The sequence below is a fragment of the Polaromonas jejuensis NBRC 106434 genome, assembly GCF_001598235.1.
GTDB classification, from domain to species: domain Bacteria; phylum Pseudomonadota; class Gammaproteobacteria; order Burkholderiales; family Burkholderiaceae_C; genus Polaromonas; species Polaromonas jejuensis.
Genome location: NZ_BCYO01000013.1, coordinates 41,549 through 65,786 on the forward strand (window position 1 = coordinate 41,549; position 24,238 = coordinate 65,786).

23 protein-coding genes and 1 pseudogene are annotated in these 24,238 nt (G+C 59.3%); 18 read left to right on the forward strand and 6 right to left on the reverse strand.

All coding sequences use genetic code 11. The features are described 5' to 3' along the window. Positions 1-11 precede the first annotated feature (11 nt). The 3 genes from PJE01S_RS15205 (at position 12) to queF (ending at position 2,772) form a co-directional block, all read left to right on the forward strand. A complete protein-coding gene (locus PJE01S_RS15205; RefSeq protein WP_068834482.1) occupies positions 12-881 on the forward strand; it encodes a 2OG-Fe(II) oxygenase in 870 nt (289 codons plus the stop codon). 130 nt (positions 882-1,011) lie between these two features. Beyond that, positions 1,012-1,920 carry an alpha/beta fold hydrolase gene (locus PJE01S_RS15210; RefSeq protein WP_068834483.1) on the forward strand — a complete coding sequence of 303 codons (909 nt, stop codon included), beginning with the start codon at positions 1,012-1,014 and terminating at the stop codon, positions 1,918-1,920. A gap of 6 nt (positions 1,921-1,926) precedes the next feature. Further along, positions 1,927-2,772 (forward strand): NADPH-dependent 7-cyano-7-deazaguanine reductase QueF, encoded by an 846-nt coding sequence (gene queF, locus PJE01S_RS15215; RefSeq protein WP_068834484.1) that lies wholly within the window; start codon positions 1,927-1,929, stop codon positions 2,770-2,772. 108 nt (positions 2,773-2,880) lie between these two features. Here the strand turns inward: queF and PJE01S_RS25990 are convergent, their stop codons facing one another. The 5 genes and pseudogenes from PJE01S_RS25990 to PJE01S_RS15245 all read right to left on the reverse strand — a co-directional run bounded on the left by PJE01S_RS25990 (position 2,881) and on the right by PJE01S_RS15245 (position 6,804). Then, positions 2,881-3,012 carry a hypothetical protein gene (locus tag PJE01S_RS25990; RefSeq protein WP_339374673.1) on the reverse strand — a complete coding sequence of 44 codons (132 nt, stop codon included), beginning with the start codon at positions 3,010-3,012 and terminating at the stop codon, positions 2,881-2,883. Between the two features lie 40 nt (positions 3,013-3,052). Beyond that, a complete protein-coding gene (locus tag PJE01S_RS15220; protein ID WP_068834485.1) occupies positions 3,053-3,355 on the reverse strand; it encodes a hypothetical protein in 303 nt (100 codons plus the stop codon). A gap of 126 nt (positions 3,356-3,481) precedes the next feature. After that, entirely contained in the window at positions 3,482-4,783 is a 1,302-nt protein-coding gene (locus tag PJE01S_RS15225) for an aminotransferase class V-fold PLP-dependent enzyme (protein ID WP_068834486.1), read from the reverse strand. 433 nt (positions 4,784-5,216) lie between these two features. After that, positions 5,217-6,070: pseudogene (locus tag PJE01S_RS25995) on the reverse strand (IS630 family transposase); the annotation flags it as partial. A gap of 152 nt (positions 6,071-6,222) precedes the next feature. Next, on the reverse strand, positions 6,223-6,804 hold the full coding sequence (locus PJE01S_RS15245; RefSeq protein WP_157090347.1) for a hypothetical protein: 582 nt from the start codon (positions 6,802-6,804) through the stop codon (positions 6,223-6,225). A gap of 156 nt (positions 6,805-6,960) precedes the next feature. On the opposite strand from PJE01S_RS15245, the gene PJE01S_RS15250 reads away from it, so the two are divergent. From PJE01S_RS15250 to PJE01S_RS25220, 9 genes are all read left to right on the forward strand, one after another. Continuing rightward, a complete protein-coding gene (locus PJE01S_RS15250) occupies positions 6,961-7,386 on the forward strand; it encodes a type IV pilin protein (RefSeq protein ID WP_068834490.1) in 426 nt (141 codons plus the stop codon). A 62-nt stretch (positions 7,387-7,448) separates the two neighbouring features. Beyond that, entirely contained in the window at positions 7,449-8,078 is a 630-nt protein-coding gene (locus tag PJE01S_RS25765; RefSeq protein WP_068834491.1) for a GspH/FimT family pseudopilin, read from the forward strand. 10 nt (positions 8,079-8,088) lie between these two features. Continuing rightward, a complete protein-coding gene (pilV, locus tag PJE01S_RS15260; protein WP_169804388.1) occupies positions 8,089-8,556 on the forward strand; it encodes a type IV pilus modification protein PilV in 468 nt (155 codons plus the stop codon). Between the two features lies 1 nt (position 8,557). Continuing rightward, entirely contained in the window at positions 8,558-9,595 is a 1,038-nt protein-coding gene (locus PJE01S_RS15265; protein ID WP_068834493.1) for a PilW family protein, read from the forward strand. Then, positions 9,520-10,194 carry a pilus assembly PilX family protein gene (locus PJE01S_RS15270; protein WP_157090348.1) on the forward strand — a complete coding sequence of 225 codons (675 nt, stop codon included), beginning with the start codon at positions 9,520-9,522 and terminating at the stop codon, positions 10,192-10,194. The genes PJE01S_RS15265 and PJE01S_RS15270 overlap by 76 nt, the downstream gene beginning before the upstream one ends. A 22-nt stretch (positions 10,195-10,216) precedes the next feature. Further along, positions 10,217-14,815, forward strand: coding sequence for a PilC/PilY family type IV pilus protein (locus PJE01S_RS24565; protein ID WP_157090349.1), 4,599 nt, complete (start codon positions 10,217-10,219; stop codon positions 14,813-14,815). A gap of 322 nt (positions 14,816-15,137) precedes the next feature. Continuing rightward, the gene (locus tag PJE01S_RS15285; protein WP_068834497.1) at positions 15,138-16,223 is read left to right on the forward strand and encodes a pilus assembly protein; all 1,086 of its coding nucleotides are present in this window, start codon (positions 15,138-15,140) and stop codon (positions 16,221-16,223) included. 330 nt (positions 16,224-16,553) lie between these two features. Then, positions 16,554-16,883 (forward strand): hypothetical protein, encoded by a 330-nt coding sequence (locus tag PJE01S_RS24570; protein ID WP_084389577.1) that lies wholly within the window; start codon positions 16,554-16,556, stop codon positions 16,881-16,883. A 59-nt stretch (positions 16,884-16,942) separates the two neighbouring features. After that, the gene (locus PJE01S_RS25220; RefSeq protein ID WP_157090350.1) at positions 16,943-17,083 is read left to right on the forward strand and encodes an RT0821/Lpp0805 family surface protein; all 141 of its coding nucleotides are present in this window, start codon (positions 16,943-16,945) and stop codon (positions 17,081-17,083) included. Positions 17,084-17,309: 226 nt separating this feature from the next. Here PJE01S_RS25220 and PJE01S_RS15290 read toward each other — a convergent pair whose 3' ends face one another. Then, positions 17,310-18,524, reverse strand: coding sequence for a Y-family DNA polymerase (locus PJE01S_RS15290; protein ID WP_084389578.1), 1,215 nt, complete (start codon positions 18,522-18,524; stop codon positions 17,310-17,312). A 422-nt stretch (positions 18,525-18,946) separates the two neighbouring features. On the opposite strand from PJE01S_RS15290, the gene PJE01S_RS15295 reads away from it, so the two are divergent. From PJE01S_RS15295 to PJE01S_RS15320, 6 genes are all read left to right on the forward strand, one after another. After that, positions 18,947-19,897, forward strand: coding sequence for a helix-turn-helix domain-containing protein (locus tag PJE01S_RS15295; RefSeq protein ID WP_084389579.1), 951 nt, complete (start codon positions 18,947-18,949; stop codon positions 19,895-19,897). Between the two features lie 320 nt (positions 19,898-20,217). After that, positions 20,218-21,168 carry a helix-turn-helix domain-containing protein gene (locus PJE01S_RS15300; protein WP_068834500.1) on the forward strand — a complete coding sequence of 317 codons (951 nt, stop codon included), beginning with the start codon at positions 20,218-20,220 and terminating at the stop codon, positions 21,166-21,168. A gap of 322 nt (positions 21,169-21,490) precedes the next feature. Continuing rightward, a complete protein-coding gene (locus PJE01S_RS15305; RefSeq protein ID WP_068834501.1) occupies positions 21,491-21,727 on the forward strand; it encodes a hypothetical protein in 237 nt (78 codons plus the stop codon). Between the two features lie 45 nt (positions 21,728-21,772). Then, positions 21,773-22,450, forward strand: coding sequence for a DUF2726 domain-containing protein (locus PJE01S_RS15310; RefSeq protein WP_068834502.1), 678 nt, complete (start codon positions 21,773-21,775; stop codon positions 22,448-22,450). A 372-nt stretch (positions 22,451-22,822) separates the two neighbouring features. Then, entirely contained in the window at positions 22,823-23,098 is a 276-nt protein-coding gene (locus PJE01S_RS15315; protein WP_068834503.1) for a hypothetical protein, read from the forward strand. Positions 23,099-23,507: 409 nt separating this feature from the next. After that, complete coding sequence (locus PJE01S_RS15320; RefSeq protein WP_068834504.1) at positions 23,508-23,918, forward strand: hypothetical protein; 411 nt, start codon at positions 23,508-23,510, stop codon at positions 23,916-23,918. Positions 23,919-24,238: the final 320 nt, after the last annotated feature.

The window sequence follows — 24,238 nt, forward strand, 5'->3', positions numbered from 1 at the left end:
CAAGGCCGCGTATGAAGCAGCAGGGCGCCGTCCAGCCTGTCACCCGCGAGTTGCGGGCCTGGATTGCCGCCCAGACTGCGCTGGGTCACCCGAGGGCGGCGATCTGCCAGGCGCTGCTGGATGCCGGCTGGCAGCACGCCGCCGCCAGCCGGGCGCTGCGGCTCACGCCCGAAGCCATGTCTTCGCTGGTGGTGCCCGTTGATACGCCTGCCGTGCCGCCTGTGCTGGCCGTGCCGTCCGTGGCGCCGGCGGATTCCGGCGTGCTGGTGGATGCCGGCGACAAGTGGGTAGAGGTGCTCCAGCGCCTGGAACATCCCGGCCTCGTGGTGTTGGGCCATTTGCTGAGCGCCGGCGAATGCGAAGCGCTGGTGGAAGCGGCCAGGCCGCGGCTGTCGCGCTCGTTGACCGTGGACACCCAGACCGGCGGCGAAGAGCGCAACCGCGACCGCACCAGCCAGGGCATGTTTTTCACGCGCGGCGAAAACGCCGTGGTCCGGCGCGTGGAGGCGCGCATTGCCAGGCTGCTGAACTGGCCCGTGCAGAAGGGCGAAGGCCTGCAGGTGCTGCGCTACCGCGAGGGCGCGCAGTACAAGCCACATTACGATTACTTTGACCCGGCCGAGCCGGGAACAGCCAACCTGCTGCAGCGCGGCGGGCAGCGCGTGGCCACCCTGGTCATGTACCTGCAGGAGCCCCAGGAGGGGGGCGCCACCGTGTTTCCGGACATTGGCCTGCAGGTTGCGCCCCGGCGCGGCCACGCGGTTTTCTTCAGCTACGGCTGCGCCCACCCTTGCAGCCTCACGCTGCACGGCGGCGACCCCGTGACGGTTGGCGAGAAGTGGATTGCCACCAAATGGCTGCGGGAGCGGGAGTTCGTGTAACACGCCCGTCCAGGCTCACTTCGTGTAGCCTGTTCCCCCCTCAAGGGGGCGGCGCCTGCGGCCTGGCAGAGCCAGTTCCGCGGCCCCTGCTGGTGGGAGTTGCATCGCGGCGCGGGGACCATAATCCACTATGAAAATCAAAGCCAACAACATCGACATCGAGATTGAAGACACCCACCCGGGCGATGCCATGGGCCGGCCCGTGGTGCTGCTCATCATGGGGCTGGGCATGCAGCTGATTGCCTGGCCACCCGCCATGGTGCAGGCGCTGGTGGATGCCGGCTTTCGCGTCGTGCGTTTTGACAACCGCGACATTGGCCTGAGCCAGCATTTCGACCACCTGGGCACGCGCAACCTGCTGTGGGAAGGCTTCAAATTCCGCATCGGCCTGCGCATCAAGCCGCCCTACAGCCTGCAGGACATGGCCCGCGATGCGCTGGGCGTGCTCGACGCGCTGCAGATCGGCCAGGCGCATGCCGTGGGCGTGAGCATGGGCGGCATGGTGGCGCAGCGGCTGGCCCTGCTGGCGCCGGCGCGCGTGCTGAGCCTGTCCAGCATCATGAGTTCCAGCGGGGCGCGGGGCCTGCCCGAGGCCCAGCCCGCGTTGACGCGCGCGCTGCTCAGCCGCCCGGCGGGCAAGGGCAGGCAGGCCGCCATCGAGCATTCGGTAAAGCTCTTCAAGGCCATAGGCAGCCCCCGTTTCCCGATGGACGACGCCATGCTGCGCGAGCGCGTGACGGCCGCCACCGAGCGCAGCTTTCACCCGCAGGGTATCCTCAGGCAGATGGTGGCGACCGTGGCCGACGGCGCGCGCGCCGCGGCGCTGGCCGGCATCACGGTGCCCACGCTGGTGGTGCACGGCAAGGCCGACCCCCTGGTGCCGTTTGCCTGCGGCGAGGACACCGCCCGCCGCATTCCCGGCGCCAGGCTGGCCGGCATTGAAGGCATGGGCCATGACCTGCCACCCGGCGTGGTGGAGCGGCTGCTGGCGCTATTGATTCCGCACTTCCAGGCCGCAAGTGCAAGCCAGAGAAAGTGAATTCACATGACCATCCCTGAACATTCCCAGCTCGGCAAGGCCTCGGCCTATGCCGACCAGTACGATGCCTCGCTGCTGTTCCCGATTCCGCGGGCCGGCAAGCGCGCCGAAATCGGCGTGACCGGCGCGCCGCCATTTCTCGGCGCCGACCTGTGGACGGCATTTGAGCTGAGCTGGCTCAACCGGCGCGGCAAGCCGCAGGTGGCGCTGGCGCATTTCACCGTGCCCTGCGAAACCCCCAACATCATCGAGAGCAAGTCTTTCAAGCTCTACCTGAACAGTTTCAACAACACGCTTTTCACGGATGCCGCCGAAGTGCAGGCGCGGCTCAGGGCCGACATCGGCGAAGCCGCCTGGCGCGGCGCGCCGCAGGCGGCGTCGGTCGGCGTGAAACTGCTGCTGCCCGAGATGTTTGACCGCGAGCCGGTGCACGAGCTCGATGGCCTGAGCCTGGACCGCCTCGACGTGGAATGCACGCACTACACGCCCGCGCCCGAGCTGCTGACGGCCGCCTTTGACGAGCAGCCGGTGAGCGAGGTGCTGACCAGCAACCTGCTCAAAAGCAATTGCCTGGTGACGGGCCAGCCCGACTGGGGCAGCGTGCAGATCAGCTATTCAGGCCCGCAAATCAACCAGGAAGGGCTGCTGCAATACCTGGTGAGCTTTCGCAAGCACAACGAGTTTCATGAGCAGTGCGTGGAGCGCATCTTCATGGACGTGTGGGCGCGCTGCAAGCCGGCCAAGCTGGCGGTGTATGCGCGCTACACGCGCCGCGGCGGTCTGGACATCAACCCGTTTCGCACCAGCCATCCGCTGGCACTGCCGGCGAACATTCGTACTGCGCGGCAGTGACACAAGCGAGGTTTGCTTGCTGAATCAGTGCTCCTTTTGGACGGCGCTCAGTTGGCGACTGTGGATTTGCTATCAAAAAAATAGCTTCCTGCGCCCGTAGTGCGTGGGCTAAAGGCCGATTTCCTTGAAGGATTTCAGCGGGAGAAGCGCCGCGAAATCGCCCGCACGCTTTTCCTTCAGGGCCGTCACGGATTCGCGCACATGCTGCTCGCGCCAGGCGGCGCTTTGCAGCCAGCCCATGTCGCTGGGCCGGCATGGGCGTTCATCCCCGCACTCTCAGTCAGCTCAGCAGGTCCAGCCAGTCACACCTGAGACGCTGGGCCTCATGCGCGCGCGCGCGCCAGGACACATAGAGCCGGGGCGTCAGCACGCCCAGCAGGCACAGCGGATACGCCCAGGGCGCTTCAAAGGCAAAGGCCGGCAGCCAGCCTATCCAGCCCATGACCCATACGGTGAGCACGCATTCCCAGACATGGAACTCCACCGGCTGCGTACGCTCATGGGACTCGTGCCATTTTTTGAGGCGATGCAGCTGTGCCAGGGTGAGGGGATCCCACGCATGAGGTCTGAGAGGGTGTGCCATGAAAACCTCCGTACAGAGGATTCAATGTAAGTTTCATGAAAGCTTATGTCAATATCCCCAAGGCCGTCCGGGTTGCGCGGACGGCCTTTTCCAGCGGTTTTTAAGGGACCGAGGCCGTGTTGTGATTTAACTGGCCGTGATGGCTTTCAGGGCGGCGGTAAAGCGGTCAAGCTGGGCCTCCGTGGTGTACAGCGCCGGCGAGATGCGGATACAAGGGCCTTTGGCCAGGCCCGTACGCTGCACCGTGAAGATGCCGTAGTTGTCGCGCAATTGCGCGACCAGCGCCTTGCTCTCGTCCGGCGTGCTTTTGCCGGCCAGGCGGAAGGATGTGATGCCGGCGGCCATGCCGGGCTGGTCCGGCGTCAGGATCTCGACGCCTTTGAGTTCGCGGGCGCGGCTGACCCAGTAGTCGCGCAGGTAGCGCAAACGAAGCGCCTTGGCCTTGGGGCCGATCTCCGCATGCAAGGCCAGCGCCCGGGGCAAGGTCAGGAGGGCCGCAAAGTTGTAGGTGCCGGTGTGCACGCGTGAGCGGATGTCGTCGCTGGGCCAGTCCTCATCGGCCATGGCGCGGTCGATGTCGGCCAGACGCCCCTTGGCGATGTACATGAAGCCCAGGCCCACCGGTGCGCCTATCCACTTGTGCAGGTTGAAGCCGACAAAGTCCACGCCCAGTTGCTCCACCTTGAAGTCTATCTGCCCCCAGGAGTGCGCTGCATCCAGCACCACGTCCACGCCGCGTGCCTTGGCCATGGCGGCGATTTCGGCCACGGGCATCACCAGCCCCGTGCGGTGGCTCACATGGGTGAGCAGCAGCAGTTTCGCCTTGGGGTTGTTCGTGAGGGCTTGCTGGTAGGTCTGCAGCACCGCTTCGCGCGTGGCGGGCTCGGGAATGGCGAACTTGACCACATTCACGCCCCGCCGGTCCTTGAGCCAGTTCATCGCGTACTGCATGGAGTCATAGTCCAGGTCGGCATACAGAACGCTGTCGTCCGCCTTGAGCTTGTTGTAGCCGCCTATCAGCAGCTGCAAGGCCTCGGTGGCGCCGCGGGTGAAGGCAATCTCCTCGGGGGCTGCTCCCACGGCGGTGGCGAGCAGTTTCCGGGCTTCGGTAGCGTCCTTGCCAAACTGGGAGCGCGCGTAGTAGGAGTTCTCACGGTTCACCATGTCGGTCTTGGCCTGGTATTCACTGCGCACCGGGTCGGCCATGATGCCCCAGTAGCCGTTCTCCAGATTCACCGTTTCGGGCGTCACGGTGTAAAGCGATTGCACTGCCGCCCAGTACGAGTGGTCGGTCGCGAGGGGGGCATCACTGCCTGCGGGCAGAAGGGGCAATTTGCGGGCGTAGGCTTGAGCCTGGGCATTGGCTGTGGTGGCTGATGCCGCAGCCATCAGACCCATGACGAAACCTCGACGATTGGCAGGGAACATGGAACGATATCCTTGAGAATTAAGTTTCGGTTTTATATCTGCACGACATGTCAGGCCTGTGTCGTTGTGGCGGAGGTCATTGCTGGGGCCTGGCTACGCATCGAGCCATGGCTAGAGCCGTCCAGCCGGGCAGGGTATGGTTTTCAGGTCGCGATTGCCCGGGAGCGGGCCGACCTGATCGCCTGCCTGGCCACACTGAATAGTGCCTGCTAAAAACAGCCGGTTGGTAGCTGCTATCTAATTGATAGCTGACTGCGCAAGATGAACATCGGCTGAGGCCGCTTTGGGCTCTGAATTTTGAATTCGGCGCTCTTGCGTCGTCCCATGGCTGACAAGCTTAGCGTTCAGCGGGCTGGTCGTGCCAGTACCGCTTATCGCCTCCAGTCAACCGTTCATCTGCTTGCGTGTCGAAAGTACAACGTAAAACCTGCTGCAATTCTGGCGCGTAGCCCGGAAGAACGTGCATCGTCAGCTTTCCTTTGGTACTGGCGATGTACTCTTTGACGTGGGCTTTCTTGTGGGTTGCCAACCCGCCTACGATCAGGTGAACCGCACGGGTGCGCCCACGCATCATTTTCTTGAGCAGCTCTATAAACAGCTCTGCCGTCAGCCCCCCTTGGTAGGTGGCGAACCAAAAGCCCCCTTGGCATTGACCGCCGAGGCCGCCGAGATCGACTGTCTCTGCCCCGGCCGCTCAATGACCGGCGTGTTTCCCCGCACGCCCCAGGTCTTGCCTTGCACGGCATCCGCACAAAACCCCGACTCGTCCCAGAAATAGATTTCGGCGCCGCTTTGCCGGGCCGCCGCAGCAATGCCCGGATAGGTTTCGTGCTGCCAACGCTCGATGGCTTGCGGGTCGCGCTGGTAGGCGCGTTGCAAGGGCTTTTGCGGGCTCAGCCCCAAGCGCGCAAGCAGTCTGCCCACCGCCGTTACACCCAGCTTGAGCCCATACTTCTGCTCGATCAGGGTGGCGGCAATCTGCCGCGTCCACAACCCGAAGTCCAGCCCGTACTGGCGCGGGTCTTTGCCGTTGATCCAACGAAAGACCTAGGCTTGCTGGGTTGGTGTCAATTTGCAGGTACGCCCCGTGGCAGGGCGCGAGGCCAGCGCATGCGCTCTTTTGCCACGTCCCGAAACCGCCTTGAGCCAGCGGTAGATCGATGTTCGGCTCATGCCCAGAGACTTGATCGCCTCAGAGGGGCTCTCCCCCTCGCGCACCCGGCGCAGTGCAAGCAGGCGAAATTCTTCCAGCGTGGCCTGCTCCGGCGTGCGGCCGTCTCGTTTCATGAATCATGAGACCATCACGCTTCATGAAAGCTCCTGTTTGTCGCTTGAATTACGGATTGGTGAGTAAATGTTCAAAATGAGGGGATGACAGCTTCGTTTGAGGTCACGGATTCAGGCTTTACTTTGCGGTAAGAATTGGCGTGCAACCGTGTTTAAGGCGATGCCGGTCGGTCGTCGTAGGTGATCTCGATTTTCATCAAGCTGCCGACATGTCGGCCGTTAATCTCGCCTGGCTCGAAGCGAAGATGCCTGAAAGCCTTAACAGCCAATCCGGAGGCAAGCTCTGGCACTTCACTTTTTTCGATATCGACCAAGACTACTTCGCCGAGTTCGTTAATCCAAAGGTTCAGGATGATCGCTCCAGACGCAACAATTGACCTGATTTCTGGTGTATCCAGCTCGACTTCAGCAGTCGGTTTAGGGGGTTTTGTAAGTTGATTTGTGGGGTAGTACATAGGCTCTGGCACGGGGATTAGATCGAGCCCCTTGGCGTCATTCCCCGCCGGACTTGCCTCTTTGATGGATGCCGGTGCAACTGGATCCGCGGTACCTTTCTGCGACAACAGCGTGACGCTCAAGGCTCGCGAAGGCTTGAGTCTCTGCCCACCCTCCACATCAGGATTGGAGGCGCTTTTGCTTCCGCCAAGAAAAAGCATCAGAGCGAGTGCCGCATGCAGCAGGCAAGAGATCACCAACGCGACAAATACACGCTTCAAATCAGAAGCCGAATTCATGATTGCATCTGCAGTGCAGAAGGGCCTAAATGAAGGAGTGAGGCTGTGGCTTCGATGACTTGACCGTTCATGCTGGGAAATCGACCATTTGTCGACTGGAGCTGACTATTATCGCAACCATCGATTTAAATCAGGCGTCCTCAAATGAGATATCCAATGAATTCCCAGAATGGTTTCACCCTCGTTGAACTGATGATTGTCGTTGCCATCATCGGCATACTTTCAATGGTTGCATTACCTTCGTATCAACAGTATGTCATCAGGGGGAGAATTCCTGATGCGACCTCGAATCTTGCCACCAGACGGGTACAGATGGAGCAGTTTTTTCAGGACAACCGCACTTATGCGGCCGCTCCTGCTTGTCCTACTACTGCTGATACCACCACCAGCAAGTATTTCGATTTTTCGTGCGCGTCGGCGGCGACCGCGACAAGCTACACGCTCCAAGCGGTTGGCAAAGAGTCGATGACCGGCTTTGTATTCACCATTAACCAGCAAAACGTGAAGGCAACCACTGCTGTGCCCACCGGATGGACCGCAAATGCTGCTTGCTGGGTGACATCAAAAGGCGGCACATGTTAGTTGGCGGTTATAACAAATGCCGCACGAGTGTTCTTGGGGGGGCTGGTCGTTCGCGCTATTTGATGGGGCCACTTCCCGAACCCGAGCTGTTGCAGCGTGGCGTCACCATGATAGAACTGGTGGTCGTACTGGTGATCGTTGCTATTTTGTCCGTCATTGCGATACCGAGCTTCAGTACCTGGATCCAAAACTCCCAAATCCGCAATAGCGCAGAGGCAATTCAAAACGGCTTGCAGATGGCGAGAACTGAAGCGGTGCGGCGCAATACCCAGGTTAGCTTTTGGCTGACTACCACGGCCGATGCCACCTGCGCCCTCTCTGCAGCAGGCCCCAACTGGGTGATCAGTTTTGACAATCCCGCCGGCTTATGCGCCAACGCATTCATCAATGAAGCCTTTCCTGTCAGTGACGCTGTGAATAATCCGGCACCGCGCATCATCCAGATGCGCTCTGCCTCCGAGGGCTCGCGCAATGCGGTTGTTGCGGCAGGGCAATCACAGATCACCTTCAACGGCATGGGGCGATTGAGCCCCGTTCCCGGTGCGAACATCAACATAAACATCACCAACCCCACCGGCGGCGTCTGTGCTGCAGCAGGGAAAATGCGCTGCCTGCGCGTCGTCGTTTCCCCAAATGGCCAGGTGCGCATGTGCGATCCATCGCTTGCCAGCACTGATCCCCGTGGCTGCTGAGGCAATGACTATGACGCCACCTTTACCCCGCGCAAGCCAACAAACCGGCTCGATGCTTATTGAAGTCCTGATCGCCCTGCTCATTTTTTCGGTGGGCATCCTCGGTATCGTTGGCTTGCAGGCGTCCGCCGTCAAGGCGATGAGCGACGCCAAGTACCGTAGCGAAGCTGCCCTGCTGGCCAACGAGTTGATTGGCAAGATGTGGGTTAGCGACCGCACCCAAGCCACGTTGCAAACAGCTTTCGCCAGCCCCAACGGTACCGCCTATCTGGCATGGCTGGGGTCGGCATCTGCGAAGGGAACGGTTCTGCAAACCCTGCCGGGCGCGGGCGTGCAAGCCAATCCGCCGACCGTCACCATCACACCGGTGGTTTCGACAAGCCTTCCCAGCAGTTTGGTGACCATCACCATTTTCTGGCAAGCGCCCAACGAGACGAGCAGCCACAACTATGTGGTTGTCGCTCAAATTGGAGGCTGACATGCTCCCTATCGTGAACCCGACTCGCCAACGCTTAAGGGGATTCAGCCTGGTTGAGCTCATGGTCGCCTTGGCTATTGGGCTGTTTGGCGTCATCATCATCATGCAGGTGTTTTCCTTGTCCGAGCAAAACAAGCTCACCACGACCAGCGACGGCGATGCCATGAGCGAAGGCGTGGTGGCACTTTACGCCGTGCAGCGCGACATTCGCATGGGGGGCTATGGCGTTGCCGATACCAAGGTAGTTGGCTGTGACCTGCTTTTGCGTACCGGCGTAACGCTGCCTGCCCTGGCGCCGGTGACGATTAACCATGCCAGCATTACCGGGCAGGATGCGAATACCGATACTTTGCTGGTGCTCTACGGCAACAGCAACGGCTCGCCGCAGGGCGACGCCATTATCGCGGCGGGTAATGTCGTGCAGACGCCAACTGCGTTCGCCGCCAACGACCAGGTAGTCGAGGCCCCTCCAGCGCACGGCGCTACCTGCAGCCTCACTCTCGACCAGGTTGCCAGCGTGGCCGGATCCGTGACCCTGAAATCGGCCGCGGTCATGACTGCAGGGGATACGCTTTTTAACTTGGGTCAGACAATCAAAGTCGTGGCCTACGCCATTCGCAATGGCAACCTGACGATGTGTGACTACACCATTAACGATTGCGGTAGCGCGGCAAATAACAACACGGCGGCAGTATGGGTGCCCATCGCCAACAATATCGTCAGTCTGCGAGCACAGTACGGGCGCAAAACGACAGCGCCTTTTGTCGCAGTCGATGTCTATGACCGGTCGACGCCCAACACGGCCTGTCTTTGGTCGAGAACCTCCGCCGTTCGCATGGCACTGGTTGCGCGTAGCGCACAGTCGGCTGCAGCGGCAACTTTGGTTGCGCCGGTTTGGGAAGGCACATTTCTTCCCAACAGCACCACGCTTGACGACCCCGTCGTCTTATCAGGTAACGCAACATGGAAAAACTACCGCTACAAAGTATTTCAAACAGTGGTGCCGGTGCGCAACGTAGCCTGGATGGCTGGATGCTAGCCGCTCGCCGCTCGCAGGCCGGCGTGGTGATGATCGTGGCCTTGATCATTTTAATTGTGATGACGCTAGGCGGCTTGGCGCTGATGCGCTCAATGGATACCTCAAACCTAATTGCCGGCAACATGGCATTCCAGCAAGCAGCGACACACTCTGCCGATGCGGGTGTCGAGACTGCCATCGCGTGGCTCGAATCTCAAAACAACGGTGCCTCTTTGGACAATCACCTCCCTACAGTGGGTTATACCGCGTCAACGGCAAACAACGCTGCGTTCCATCTTGGTGAAAAACTCTGGGCCGACCTGTCCGCCAACGGGGTATGTCTATTGCCGATGGCCGGGGGGGTGTGCAGTGCCTCGCCTGGCACCCCGGACGCGTCGGGCAACACCATCAGCTTTGTGATTCAGCGCTTGTGTAGCGCCACCGGCAACCGAAACGGCGCTTTTTGCGCGATTCCACCAGGCGCAAGCCCAGCCGGCAATAACGAAGGCGCGGGAGAAGACACAATCCAGCTCAGCACGGCGGTCTACTACCGGATAACTGTGCGCGTTGTTGGCCCGCGAAACACCGCAAGTTATGTTCAGGCGATCGTTTCCATGTAACGGAAGTCGGCTGCACAACACGATGAAATCCAAAATGGATCATCAATTGATCGACCAACCGGAAATTGACATGAAAAATCATTGGGTATTGAATCATTTCGGTCGGACGCTATTGCCTCTACTTTTTTTCGGGCTGGTGCAGGTTTGGCCTGGCACAGGTGATGCACTGGCGGCTACGACCGACGTTGCGACAGGGCCGATCTTTACAAACGCCACGGCGACAACCGAAGTCAAACCGAACGTGATGTTTGTGCTCGACGATTCGGGGAGCATGGACTGGGACTTCATGCCCGATGATGCCAACAACTTCTCCGGAAAATATGGGTTCCCGAGCAGCCAATGCAATGGCGTTTATTACAACCCCGCGATCACCTATAGCCCGCCGGTGGATGCTACAGGAACAAGTTATTCGAATTCCAGTTTTACCTCGGCTTGGAAAGACGGATACAAAACGGGATCTGGCACGACTGATTTGAGTAAGAGCTTCAAGGCGGACATCAATAGCAACAATATAGATACAGCCCAGGCTGCGTATTACTACGTCTATTCGGGTGCGCAGACGACTGCAAAGCAGAAAGATTACTACAGCACCAACGGTATTTTTTACAAGGAATGCAACAGCACTATCGGATCAACGACGAAAGTCGACGGCACAAATGCAGTCAACACCCTCTTTACCAAGAAAACTGTAAGCGCAACTTCGGGACCGGGCGGTACGGATGAGCGAACCAATTTCGCCAACTGGTATAGCTACTACAGGACTCGCATGCTAATGATGAAAACGGCGTCTGGTCGAGCATTCAAGACGCTGAACAGTCATTTCCGCGTCGGCTTCATGACCATCGACAACAATGCCTCGCCGGCTTTTCTGAATATTGCCGACTTTGACAGCAGCCAAAAATCAAATTGGTACACCAAGCTCTACAGCAGCGTAGCCAATAACAGCACACCTTTGCGCGAGGCTCTTGCCAATGCCGGAAGAATGTACGCGGGACAGATTACAAACCTCAATGGCACCACGGTAACCAATCCCGTCCAGTACGCTTGCCAGCGGAATTACACCATCCTTTCCACCGACGGTTTCTGGAACGGCACGGACAGCAACGTCAAGAAGCTGGACGGTACGACGACGATGGACAACCAGGACGGGAGCCTGCCGCGACCGTACAACGACGGCGCCACATCCACCAGTACCATCGTGACGCCGTACACCAGCACGCAGGATCGGAAAACGGTCACCACTGGCGCTACAACCACCAGAACATGGACCAAGTACACGACGACTATCGGGGCATCCTGTACTTCCTCCGGTACGCCACCTAACCTGATTGCTACCGCCCCTACCAGCGCCAAAGACAAAGGAAACGCCGGGAACTCCTATAGCGGTTCACACTTGCTAGGATTGGGAACAACAGCCTCCAGTTCCAACCCAGATTCCAACCGTTGTATTGCCATCGGCACGTCCAGCAGTTCCATTCATCCCTGGTTTTGTCGGGGTAGCAGCAGCAACAACCCTGTTTCTCCCATTGGAAATGCATCCGTTACCGATGCGAGTGGCGTTACCTGGTACTTGGTCAGCAGCACAACAGGAAATACCAATGCTGCAAGTTGCGTTTCTGCGCAGGCAATTGATTCAGGTTACCCCAGCAATACCCCGCTAGCTTGTCCAGGCGCGGCCGCAGTGAGCGGAAATAGTGTGACAACCACACCATATACCCAAACTGAAACCATTTCAGGTTCAACGACTACAAACGTCGACCGCTACACGGCGTCTCAGACCACCACTCAAACCATCACGAACGGGGTTCCCGGAACGGTAGGTGCCCTTACGCCGACGACCCCGACATTCTCATTGACAAGCAACGTAAGCACGACCACGACGCCCGCCACATCGGATGTTTTTGGATCATGGACTGCAGGCACCCCCAGCCCGAACAACGTTTGCACTGCCACGGCTTCGCTCCCGGCTGCAGGCACGACCACACCAGCCATTACTTCGACAACTACGTCCGGTGGGACGACGCCCGCCTACACCGTCGTGGCGACGACGGGACCGACAGCGGGGACGCCCACCGTGACTGTTACCTCAGCTGGCGGGACATCAGATACCCTGGCGGACGTGGCCGCCTACTACTACAACACTAACTTGAGAACCAGTGCACTAGGCAACTGCACAGGGCCGATTATTTCGCCAGCCACAACGGCTAACGATCTTTGTTTGGCGAATAAGGTGCCCCCAAATGGGCTGGATACTGCGACTTGGCAACACATGACCACCTTTACCTTGGGATTGGGCGCCCGCGGCAGGATGGTTTTTTCGCCGTCCTATCTGACCGACACGGCCGGTGATTATTTTGACGTGTGGAAAGGCAATATTGCCGGATCAACCAACTGCTCGTGGCAAAGTGCTAATGGCAAACCATGTAATTGGCCTACACCCGGATCGGATCAGATCGAAAATGTTGACGACCTTTGGCATGCGGCGGTGAATGGACATGGTAACTACTTCAGCGCCACTGACCCGGCGACGCTGGCGAACGCGCTTTCAAGCTCGCTCAATGTCATTATTAACACGCCGCAACCCGGCACCGCAGCCGCGGCGGCTACCACTAACCCGAAGATCACTTCCAACAACAACTTTCAGTTCAGTTCCTACTTCAAGTCGGTGGAGTGGTCCGGTGAACTGATCCGTCAGACCATGAGCCTGAGTGACGGCAGCGTGCCGACTTATGACCACATGAATCCCGATCCGACCAAATACGATTGGTCAGCACAGACCTCGCTTGACGCGAAGGCTTATACCAGCCGCAATATCTACACCAAAGGGACGTCGGGTCTGATTTCATTCACATGGGCGGCTTTGGGTGCTGCAAGTCTGCAGAGCAATTTCACCACGCCCAACATTAGCACTTCACCACCGTCATTTCCCACCCAGATTACCGGACTATCCCAGTTCTGTGCTACAGGCACGGATTGCATTAGTGCGACCGCGCAAACCAATACGACGGTTGCGACAGGCGGGGCGGCTGGCGAGGCTTTGGTGAATTTCCTGCGGGGGGATCGCAGCAACGAGGATGGTCCGGTGACTGATCCGACGAAGTTTTTTCGGCGTCGGGCTCATGTTTTAGGCGATATCGTGTCCGCGCAGCCACAGTATGTGGGGCCGCCCAGCAAGAGCTATGCGGATAGCGGATACGCTGCATTCAAGGTGGCCCAAGCGTCCCGGCAGGCCGTGGTCTACGCGGCCGCCAACGACGGAATGCTGCATGCGTTCGATGCCACGACAGGTGACGAAAAATGGGCTTACATTCCCTCGTTTGTGCTGCCGAAACTTTACACACTGGCCGACAAAAAATACTCCGACAAGCACCAGTATTTTGTCGAGGGCACGCCGAGGTCAAGCGATGTCTATATTGGCGGCGCATGGAAAACCATCCTGGTCGGTGGTTTGGACGGTGGCGGCACGGGCTACTATGCGCTGGATATTACCGACCCTGCGACGCCCGTCTTGTTGTGGGAGTTCACCGACGTCAATATGGGTTATTCCTTCGGTAATCCGGAGATCACCAAATTGGACGACGGCACTTGGGTCGTGCTGCTGACATCAGGTTATGACAATTGCCCACGCACAGCATCGGCGAGTTGCGTTAAAAATGCGACTGGCAACGGCCAAGGGTACCTTTATGTACTTAACGCCGCCACGGGTGCTCTAATCAACTCGACAGCTGCAATATCTACCACGGTTGGCAGCACCAGCACCCCAAGTGGGTTGGCGCGTATCATCGCCCAAGCCGGCTCGGACAACGTCACGAAGCGGGTCTATGGCGGCGATCTGCTCGGAAACCTGTGGCGCTTCACCATCGGGTCGGCCGGCTACAGCGCGCAACTGCTGGCGACATTTCAAGATCCCTCAGGCAACCCACAGCCTATCACCAGCAGGCCGCAGGTCACCACCTACAACGGGCTGCCTTTGGTTTACGTGGGAACCGGCCGCTACCTGGGCACCTCCGATGTGGGAAGCTCTCTTCAACAAACGTTTTATGCCATTAAAGATAATTTGGGCTCCACGAGTTATGGCAACCCCCGCGCCAGCAGTACCACCTTCATCAGCAAGACCGCAGTTGATGGTGTCTGCCCTGCGGGGACGGATATCAATATCTGCCATCCGGGCACGAAAGTGAGAACGGTCACTCAGAACAATGGAACATCGGCTGATAGTCTGAGTACCAAGAATGGTTGGTTTGTTGATTTTCCAGCCTCTTCTGGAGAGTTGGCTTTTACCGACCCTAAGCTCGTTACCGGTACGCTAGCATTTTCAACCAGTGTGCCAACCGCGACAACATCTGATGTATGCGGTTCATCGACCAGCGCCGACCCCTTGGCATTGGACTATATTTTGGATTACTTGACCGGCGGTGCTGTCGGTACGACAACGGGTGTCATCGCTGCTGTCTTGGGACCCGGCATTGCTACGGCGCCACAAATAGAGCAGTTGCCTGACCGCACCGTGATCGCCAAATATCGGCTGTCGAATGGTCAGGAGGTGCCGGTGAAGCTGCGGTTCGGAGTCGGGACTAATTCGACCAAGCGGGTTTCTTGGCGTGAGCTGGTTACCGAGTAATGAGAGTCTATTTTTCCATTGTGGTGCAGATTTCTATATTAGAAAATGCTGCTTCTACGTGGTTGAAAACAGCCCTCTTTATCCGCTGACTGGGACCAGAAAAGAAAATCGCTTGGAATTTGAGGCTGCGCTGAGAAAGTCCAAACATCGCTTATGCAACAAAGTTTGCGAGGATAACCGCCACGCAGCGCCGCTTCTACCAGCGCCTCTCCCACCAATGGAGTGGATAATTTGAGGAGATAACCAGCCGGCGCCGAAATTCCTCTGGAAGCATAGCAACGCCGATACCGGGTTCGCCGAACTGGGTCAGTCCAGGTCGGATATGGTGGCCAAGCTGCGCTACCAGACCAACCCGGTACTGATTTTCAGCCTGGGCTACGACGCTGCGGCCAACGACCCGACCATTCAAGGAACGGCTACCATGGGCCGCGGCGTGATGGTGCTGGATGCGACGACTAGCAATCCGATCTGGCAGGCCGGCCCCGCCCCTGCCAGTGCCACCTTCAACAAAACCGTCGCCGGCATGAGCTATGCCATTCCCGCTACGGTTGCGTTGTACGACTCCGATGGGGACGGCAACATAGACCGCATTTACGCGGCCGACACCGGCGCCAATGTCTGGCGCATCAATGTCGATGACGCCAATCCCGCCAACTGGACGGTCAATCAACTGGCATCGCTCGGCGGCACGGGCGCCAATGCCCGCAAGTTTCTCTATACGCTGGACATCATTCCGGCGGATACGACCAACAACTTCGACTCGCTGCTGCTCGGCTCCGGCGACCGCGAACACCCGTTTGACAAGGCCATCATCAACCGCTACTACATGATCAAGGACGACCATGGCCTGACCGCAACGCGATCCTCGCCGATCACCGAGGGGACCGCGGGGTCGATCACCGGCGTCGCGGGCCAGCTGTACGACGCAACGTCCAATCTGATTCAGGTGGGAACGTCGACGCAGGTCGCGGCCGCTAAGACGGCCTTCTCCACTGCCAGCGGCTGGTATGTGATCCTGTTTACGCCGGGTAAGCCGCCTACGGGCGAGAAGGTCGTGGGGGGCTCGACCACGCTGGCCGGCACGGTCTATTTCGGCACCAACATGCCCACGGCGGTAGCCGACAATGCCTGCGTGGGTAACCTCGGGCAAGCCCGGCTTTATGCGATGAGCTACCTTAACGGATCGGCCACCGTTGACGAGAACAAGAGCGGTACCTTGACCACGGCCGACCGCTACTTCATGCGGGCCGGCGGCGGCTATCCCCCGACGCCCGTGCCCATTTCCGTCGTGATCGGCGGCAAGACCTACCAAGGCGCCATCAGCGGTACCCAGGTGCTGACCCCGCCCGGTCCGACCTTGGGCCGCAGGTATCGAACATTTTGGCAGCGGCTGATAGACAAGAATTAAGGCGCGTCTTGCGCGGCGTTTGCCGGAAGGAAAGCCCTCCGCGCTTGCGCGCCTGAAGTCTCAGTGATGCTGCAGTTCTGTCCATGGACTGCTTGCACAGGCGTTTCATCCTGTTGGCGCTGATGGGGGGAACCCCAGGGAACGGACACTAACCATATAAGCATAAGTCACCGTGTCTTCGTCTAAAGCGCTATCGCGACTTCTCTGGCAAGTTACGCTCGGTTGCCAATGTCTCTCTAACTAACCAGCAATCTCGCGCGGTTGGTCAGCAAGTAGTTGGTTCGTGCGTTGCTGGTAGTGGGATACCAAACTAACTAACTAAAGATACAAATGCGTAAATTTTTCATCGCAACACTGGTTTCACTCGCTACTTTGTCTGCTGCAGGTGTGGCAACAGCGGCCGGCTCCGGCGGTGGGTCATCACACGGAGGGGGCGGCGGATCATCACACGGAGCGGGTGCGGCGAGCGCCAATTCGAACGGGACTAAGTCCACGGACCGCGACTTCGGAAAGGAGCGCGCGGCTGACCGGGCAAACAGCAAGACCTCAAAAAAAGCAGCACTCAATTCCAACGGCATCAAGTCCGCTGACAGAGACAAGGGTAAAGCCCGTGCAGCCGACCGGCATCAGCGCACTCGTCACCATACTTCCCGTAAATAACTGAGTGAGCAGGTTGCGCGCTTCGAATGTGGCAACCTGTTTTTTTTACCCCCTGATTCATGCCCGACAAACCGTACAAAAACCGAGACGGGCGATACTGCCGCAAGTACCTGACCCATGCCGTGATTGACGGCTATACCCGCCAAGTCTCCAGCACAGCCTGCCGGCAACCCAATGGCGTCTGGCAAATGATCAACTAACCGGCATGCGACATGCGGCATGGGAAAATTGTCATGGTATGAGTCGGTATTTGAACGCCGATCTCACACTGACTGGTTGTCGCTGATAAACCCTGAGAATCAAGCACCCATGGAGGTTCGCAAGGTGGCTCAGGGGTATGGATATTGCAGGCATTGGCCGGCCAGGCTTGGGGGCCACCTGGTTCTGTGACAGTGTCCCCGGATCGTCAGTGGGCGCACTGAACGTTTAGAACAGCTGGTCAGTGTGTGCTACTGAATCGATAGCGTCATGCGGCCGATTGTTGGGGGCTGCAGGCACTTTTCCATCAAGATTTCGAGTCGGATTCAGTTCTTCGGCCTTGATCAGCCCTCCTACCCGCACACCCAGGAGGCGCAAACGTTTGTCCAGCGGCACGCGCTTGAGGGCCAGGCCCGCGGTGTGGCGTATGGTTTGGGCGTCAGCCGTGTAGGTGTCCAGGGTCTGATCACGCGTCACGCTCTTGAAGTTGTCGTAGCGCAGCTTGATGCCAATGGTTTTCCCCACATAACCTTTGCGCTGCAAGTCCTCAGCCAGCTTGGTGCAGAGTTCGGTGAAGATGGCACCCAGCTCGGCCTTGTCGCGCACCGCATGCAGGTCGCGGTCGAAGGTGGTCTCGCGGCTCATGCTCACCGGCTCGCTCTCGGTCACCACCGGACTGTCGTCGCGGCCCCAGGCGGCCTCGTGCATCCAGGCGCCCGTGGCCTTGCCGAAGTGGTCTATGAGCCACTGCGGCTCCTGCGCGGCCAGCTCGCCGATGGTGTGGATGTGCAGCCTGGCCAGTTTCTCGCCGGCCTTGGGGCCTATGCCGTTGATCTTGCGTACGTGCAGCGGCCAGATCATGGTCTGCAGGTCGTCCTCATGAACGATCGAAATGCCGTTGGGCTTGTTGAACTCGCTGGCCATCTTGGCCAGCAGCTTGTTGGGCGCCACGCCGATCGAGCAGGTCAGGCCGGTTTTCTCGAAAATGGCCTTCTGGATCAGTCGGGCCAGCACCCGGCCGCCCTCGCGCTGGCCGCCGGGCACCTCGGTGAAGTCGATATAGACCTCATCCACGCCGCGGTCCTGCATCAGCGGCGCAATCTCGGTGATGGTGGACTTGAAAAGCCTCGAGTACTTGCGCACCTCCTCGAAATCCACAGGCAGCACGATGGCCTGCGGGCAGAGCTTGGCGGCCTTCATCATGCCCATGGCAGAACCGACGCCAAACTGGCGCGCGGCATAGGTGGCGGTGGTGATCACGCCGCGCCCGACATAGTCTTTCAGCAGCGGAAAGCTTTCGACCGGGATGAAGCGCAGCGCCCGCTCGCCCTGCGCGGCCCGCAACTCCTCGTCGACCTTGCGCCAGCCACCGCCGATGACGACGGGCAGGCCCTTGAGTTGCGGATAGCGCAGCAACTCGACCGACGCGAAAAACGCGTCCATGTCGAGGTGGGCAATGCGGCGAATTTTGGACGGGTGGGAAGAAGACAGGTCGCTCACCCGGCAAGCATAGCGCGACTGCCCTGAGCGCGCTCTGGCGGTACAAGGCAGGCCGCCATCGGCGCCTTGGCCTGAAAGCCAGGGGTCTTCGCGTCCCCCAACAGGCACCTGGCTGCACTCCTGGTCATGTTGGCTGCACTGTCAGTCAATCGTGCTCTTGTGGGCGTCCACAGGCTGGTTACTCTTGGTTACCGATCTACTGCATGACCAGCGATTTGATCAACTCATGCCGTGCTAGCGTCATGCAGACTTTTCCGGAATCGGTTCATTTTTTCCAAAGGCGAGCGTGAATACCCGTCGCGTGGAATTCATTTCGATCCGCTGCGGCATTTGAAGCGTGGAGTGCTTTCGTACCAAGGTGCACTTTGAAATACAACCGCTGGTCTACTTTGCATATCGCACCGCGGCACCGCGCCGAGTTCTGGCGCTCAGCGGGCCAGGATGCGCTCACACCGATAACGCCCCACATTCCCAGGCTAGACAATTTCGAGGCCACGCTGACGACTCGCAGTCTGGATGTCGTGGTGCTCAACCAGGTGCAGGTGCTGACTTCCAGCCACGACGTTGAGCAGACCGACGCCGACTTGGCGCGCGGTGGGCCGCCGTGTCTTCTTGTGGATGTGTACTTGTCGGGGCAGGTACACGCATCCCAGCACGACCGCAAGATCATCGCAAAACCTGGCGAACCGTTCCTGATCGACAGCCGCCAGAAATACAGGCTCAATCACCCGAATCCGGTGAGCATGCTCGCATTGGTGGTGCCCTATACCGCGCTGGGTGCCCACGAGGCCGCGATAAACGCCCTGACTGCGAGCCATCTACCCGAACGAGCATCGCTCCAGCTGCTGGCCAGCCAGATGCGAGCCCTCAGCGCATGGCCACATGATCTGCAAGCCGCTGAATCGGCCCGGGTGTCGGATCTGCTGGTAGGCACGCTGCAGGCCGTGCTGCTGGATGCGGCCGAGGACTCGGCTGGAGCCAGGAAAGAACGGAGCTTCCTGCGGCGCAAGGTGCAGCAGTTGATCGAACGGCAGTACGCCGACCCGGCCTTGTCCCCGGCCGTGGTGGCGTATCAAATGGGCGTGTCGGTGCGCACCTTGCATGCCCGCCTGGCGCAAGACGGGACCAGCTTCGGCGCCGAGCTGATGGCACACCGTCTCCAACGTGCTTACACCATGCTGCAAGGTGCGCCGCAACACAGCACCACCGTCATCGCGATCGCTGCCCTTTGTGGCTTCAGTTCCGCAGCCCACTTCTCCAGGCGCTTTCGCGCCCGTTATGGCATGCCGCCGGGGGCGCTGCTGCGAGAAAGTTGAACGCCCGTCCCGTTCGTCGCCATCGGCGCCTTGGCCTGAAAGCCAGGGGCTCCGCCTCCCTAACAAACACCTGGCTGCACTCCTGGTCATGATGACTGCACTGCTGGTCAATAGGCCATTGTGAGTGCCCCACCAGCTGGTTACTCTTGGTTACCGATCTGCATTGGTCATTTGATCAACTCCTATCGTGATGGGGTCATGCAGACTTTTCCGGAATCGGCTCATTTCTCCAAAGACGAGTGCGAATACCCGTCGCGTTGAGTCCATTTCGATCCGCTGCGGTATTTGAAGCATGGAGTGCTTTCGTTGCGAGGTGCACTTTGAAATACAACCGCTGGTCCACCTTGCACATCGCACCGCGGCATCGCGCAGAGTTCTGGCGTTCGGCCAATCAAGAGGCCATCGTTCCGCTGACGCCGCACATCCCCAGGCTCGACGATTTCCAGGCCGAGATCACGCATCGCGGCCTGGACAATCTGGTGCTGAACCAGGTGCAGGTGCAGGCCCCCAGCCACGACATGGAACGCACCGCCGCGGACCTGGCGCGTGGTGGGCCTGCGTGTGTGTTTGCGAATTTGTACTTGTCAGGGCAGACACAGGCACTCCAGTCGGGGAGTGAGATCACGGCAAAGCCCGGCGAGCTCTTCCTGATCGACGGCTGTGAGCAATACAGGCTCAACCACCCGAATCCGGTGAGTCTGCTCGTGCTGGGCGTGCCCTATGCCGCGCTGGGCGCCCTGGGGCCCGCGCTGAGCGCCCTCACCGCACGCCGCCTGCCCGAGCGCGCATCGGTCCAGCTGCTGGCCAGCCAGATGCGAACCCTCAGCACATGGCCGCATGCACTGCAAGCTGCCGAATCGGCCCGGGTGTCGGACCTGCTGGTGAGCACATTGCAGGCCGTGCTGCTGGATGCGACCGAAGACTCGGCTGGAGCCAGGAAAGAACGGCGCTTCCTGCGGCGCAAGGTGCAGCAGTTGATCGAACGGCAGTACGCTGACCCGGCCTTGTCCCCGGCCGCCGTCGCGCATCAAATGGGTGTGTCAGTGCGAACCTTGCATGCCCGCCTTGCCCAAGACGGGACCAGCTTCGGCGCCGAGCTGATGGCGCACCGTCTCCAACGTGCTTACACCATGCTGCAAGGTGCGCCGCAACACAGCACCACCGTCATCGCGATCGCTGCCCTTTGTGGCTTCAGTTCCGCAGCCCACTTCTCCAGGCGCTTTCGCGCCCGTTATGGCATGCCGCCGGGGGCGCTGCTGCGGGCGGGCTGAACGCCCGTCCCGTTCGCCGCCCCAAACAGGCATGCGCTTGCACTCCTGGCCATGATGACTGCACTGCCAGTCAATAGGCCATTGTGAGTGCCCCACAGGCCGACTTACTCTCGGTTACCCCTTAATTTCAACTCACTCGAGGACGCGTTGAATGAACGAGATTTACAAGAGCCCATGGGATGCGTTATTGGGCGCATGGGGCCGATGCGGTGTGCGTCAGTATGGTGAGCAATGGCTGCGGGCGTCCTGATCGTGCCGTGCGTGCCGGCCACATTCAAGGTCTGCGTGCCATTGAGCACTACTGCGTTGCGGGCGGACTGACATGAGAAAGGAACTGCGCAAGCTTGCACGGGCGCAAGGCAAGAAGGGGCAGCAAAAGGCAATGCTGGCGATGACTCTTCTTCGGATGTATCTGAAGGATCCGAAGGTCAACGACTTTTTGCGGCACGAGGCCGAACCCACGCTGCGCCTGGCGCTTTTCCATCTGCGTCAGGCCGACATTCTGGTCAACCTGGCGGAGCGGCGCGACCCGGTCCAGCGACTGCGGAACGCCGCCTAGATTGGGCGTATCTGGTAATTGTTAGTACCAAATCAGGGTTGCAACATGAACACAGACTTGGAATGGTTGCTGGCAGCACTGCCTCTGATGGCGATGTTCTGCGTGTTGTACTGGTTGCGGCAGCGGTGGGTAGCCCGGCAAAAACGACGCATCCCAAGGCGCTGGCCCTTGCATGCGAGGGAACTGGTGAACAGCGAAGAATTGCGGGTTTGGCGCTGGCTGTCGGAAACTTTTGACGACCACCATGTGATGATCAAGATAGCGGTGACCCGCTTCATCAGACCCCACGCCAGCGAAACCGGCCTGTACTGGTATGGCTTGCTCAAGAACATCACCTGTACATTTTCAGTGTGTGCCGAGGATGGCCATGTTGTCGGCTGTGTCGATGTGCCCAAGTCTTTTGGACTCTCCCAAAAGGCCAGAACCCTGAAAGAAGATTTGCTGGCGCATTGCGGCATTGCCTACATCGTGCTCAACCCGTCCAGGCTGCCAAACCCGGTAGAAATTCGGAATGAATTCTTGGGTGAAGTGACTGAAAGAAGTCGGGATTCAAAGCGCGAGGAAGCCGCCGCCGTGGCAGCCGCCCGCGTCAGCCTGAAACAAACGCTGGTCCAGCAACGCCGCATGCGTAAACCCAGCGACTTCCCCGAATACGGGGAGAGCGCCACCAGCAGCATGCCCAGTCACCGGCACGACTCATTCTTCATACAGTCCAACAGCTGACCGACTGAGTTGCGATACCTTTCGGAAAGAAGCGCTTAGGGTGCCTTGCCTCTCTGAACAGGCATGCGCCTGCACTTCTGGTCATGATGGCTGCGCTGCCAGGCAATAGGCCATTGTGAGTGCCCCACAGGCTGGTTACTCTTGGTTACTCGATCTGCTGGGCCAGTGATTGCAGACCGCGAGGCCAGAGTACATCCGGCTCAGTTCCCCAGCATGTGTCTGCGCAAAAAAAAACGATAGCCGCCAATGGAAGAAAGATCCATACCTCCTTTCGATGCGCAGCCGCAGAAAACACCTCACTGCCGGGTACCCGCCAGTGACATATTGCACGAGGGAAACCCATCACGGCAATGAAATGACAAGGGAAATCAGATGTCAACCGTAGGTGACCCCATCACTCAAGACGTGCGCGCATTGTGGCTGCGGCTGCGCAAGGACGGCGGTTGGTGGACGCTGGACATGCTCACGCATCACTGGAAGCCGACCCACACACCGCACACCGTCCAGCACGCCATGGATGCGCTGGAAGCTGGCGGTTTCGTGGAAAGCCGCGACCATGCGACCAGCCTGAGCTATCGCGTCACTTCGGACTGCAAAGCGTTGCCCGGTTTTTTGAGCCGTTCTGTCAACCAGAAGGCAACACCATGAGCGCTCCACGAACAACCCGGAAATGAAGCCACCGAAAACGACACCTCTAACCATTGGCAATGCCAATTGGACATTCGCTTACCTCCCCTTGACCTCTCTTGCGGCAGGCAACAACAACGGACAGGTCAGCTTCACCGCCGCCACCCCCTAGTACTCCGCCCCAGAAATATCGAATCATGAAAGCGCACCTTCGCATCCATGCCGTCATTGCAAACCCTCGCCATAGCTACGGCTACGTCTGCGGTTTGCGGTTTGCGCCCAGGTCCTAATCCATCGCTTTCATGGCGTTCTGATACCTCTTTGTTGAAGTCGTACTAATTCGAGCTCGGTACGGCACCTGCAGTCTTCCCAATCATTGACCAGATTCTGATGCGCCTCGGACAACGACATCACCACGAAAGAACCGCGAATGAACTTAACTCTCTGGCTGATCGTGGCCATTGTCCTTACCTTTGCATGCGCTCTTGTCGGATCATGGCTGTCCACTCGCTGGCAAGAGGTCAAGCACGCACCTGAATACCGCACAACCAATTTATCCGTCATTGAAAGTGACGTGCGCGAATCGCGGGAGCAAGTGCCGGACGCGCCACCTGCAGCGTCAGCGCCGCCACCCAAGGTGCAACCGCTGAAGCAGCTCTCACGTCCAACCATGGCGGCCATTCAAAAAGAGGCCATGATGGCTGCCTTTGAGGACTTTACGGCGGGCACGCGCAGGCCAGCCCCCTACCCGCCGCACACGCGGGCCCACATCCTCTGGTTCGCGGTTTATGAACAAACGCAACTCGAGCTGCAGACCCGCAACGTCGAGGAGGCGCCATGAACGCTAGTGTGGTGTTACACGCTAGCATTCCCGCCGTGCGAGCGTCTGCACCGCATGAGCTTGATTTCGTCAGGCGGATTCAATGACTCATTTGAAACCTGCAACCGTGATCATGCCTATCGAATCGTGCGGACCTGGCATTGACTGGGAGGAGAAGGTCACCGCCGACGAGGCGCTGCGCTATGCGGACTGCGCGGCACAGTTTGCCGATATCCGACGCCTCAACTCAGGCCAACAGGGGAAAGACCGGACGATGCATCGCAAGCAGCATGCGGCAGCGCCTGGGCGGATTTGCGACGGAGCCGATGTACAGCGCCGCA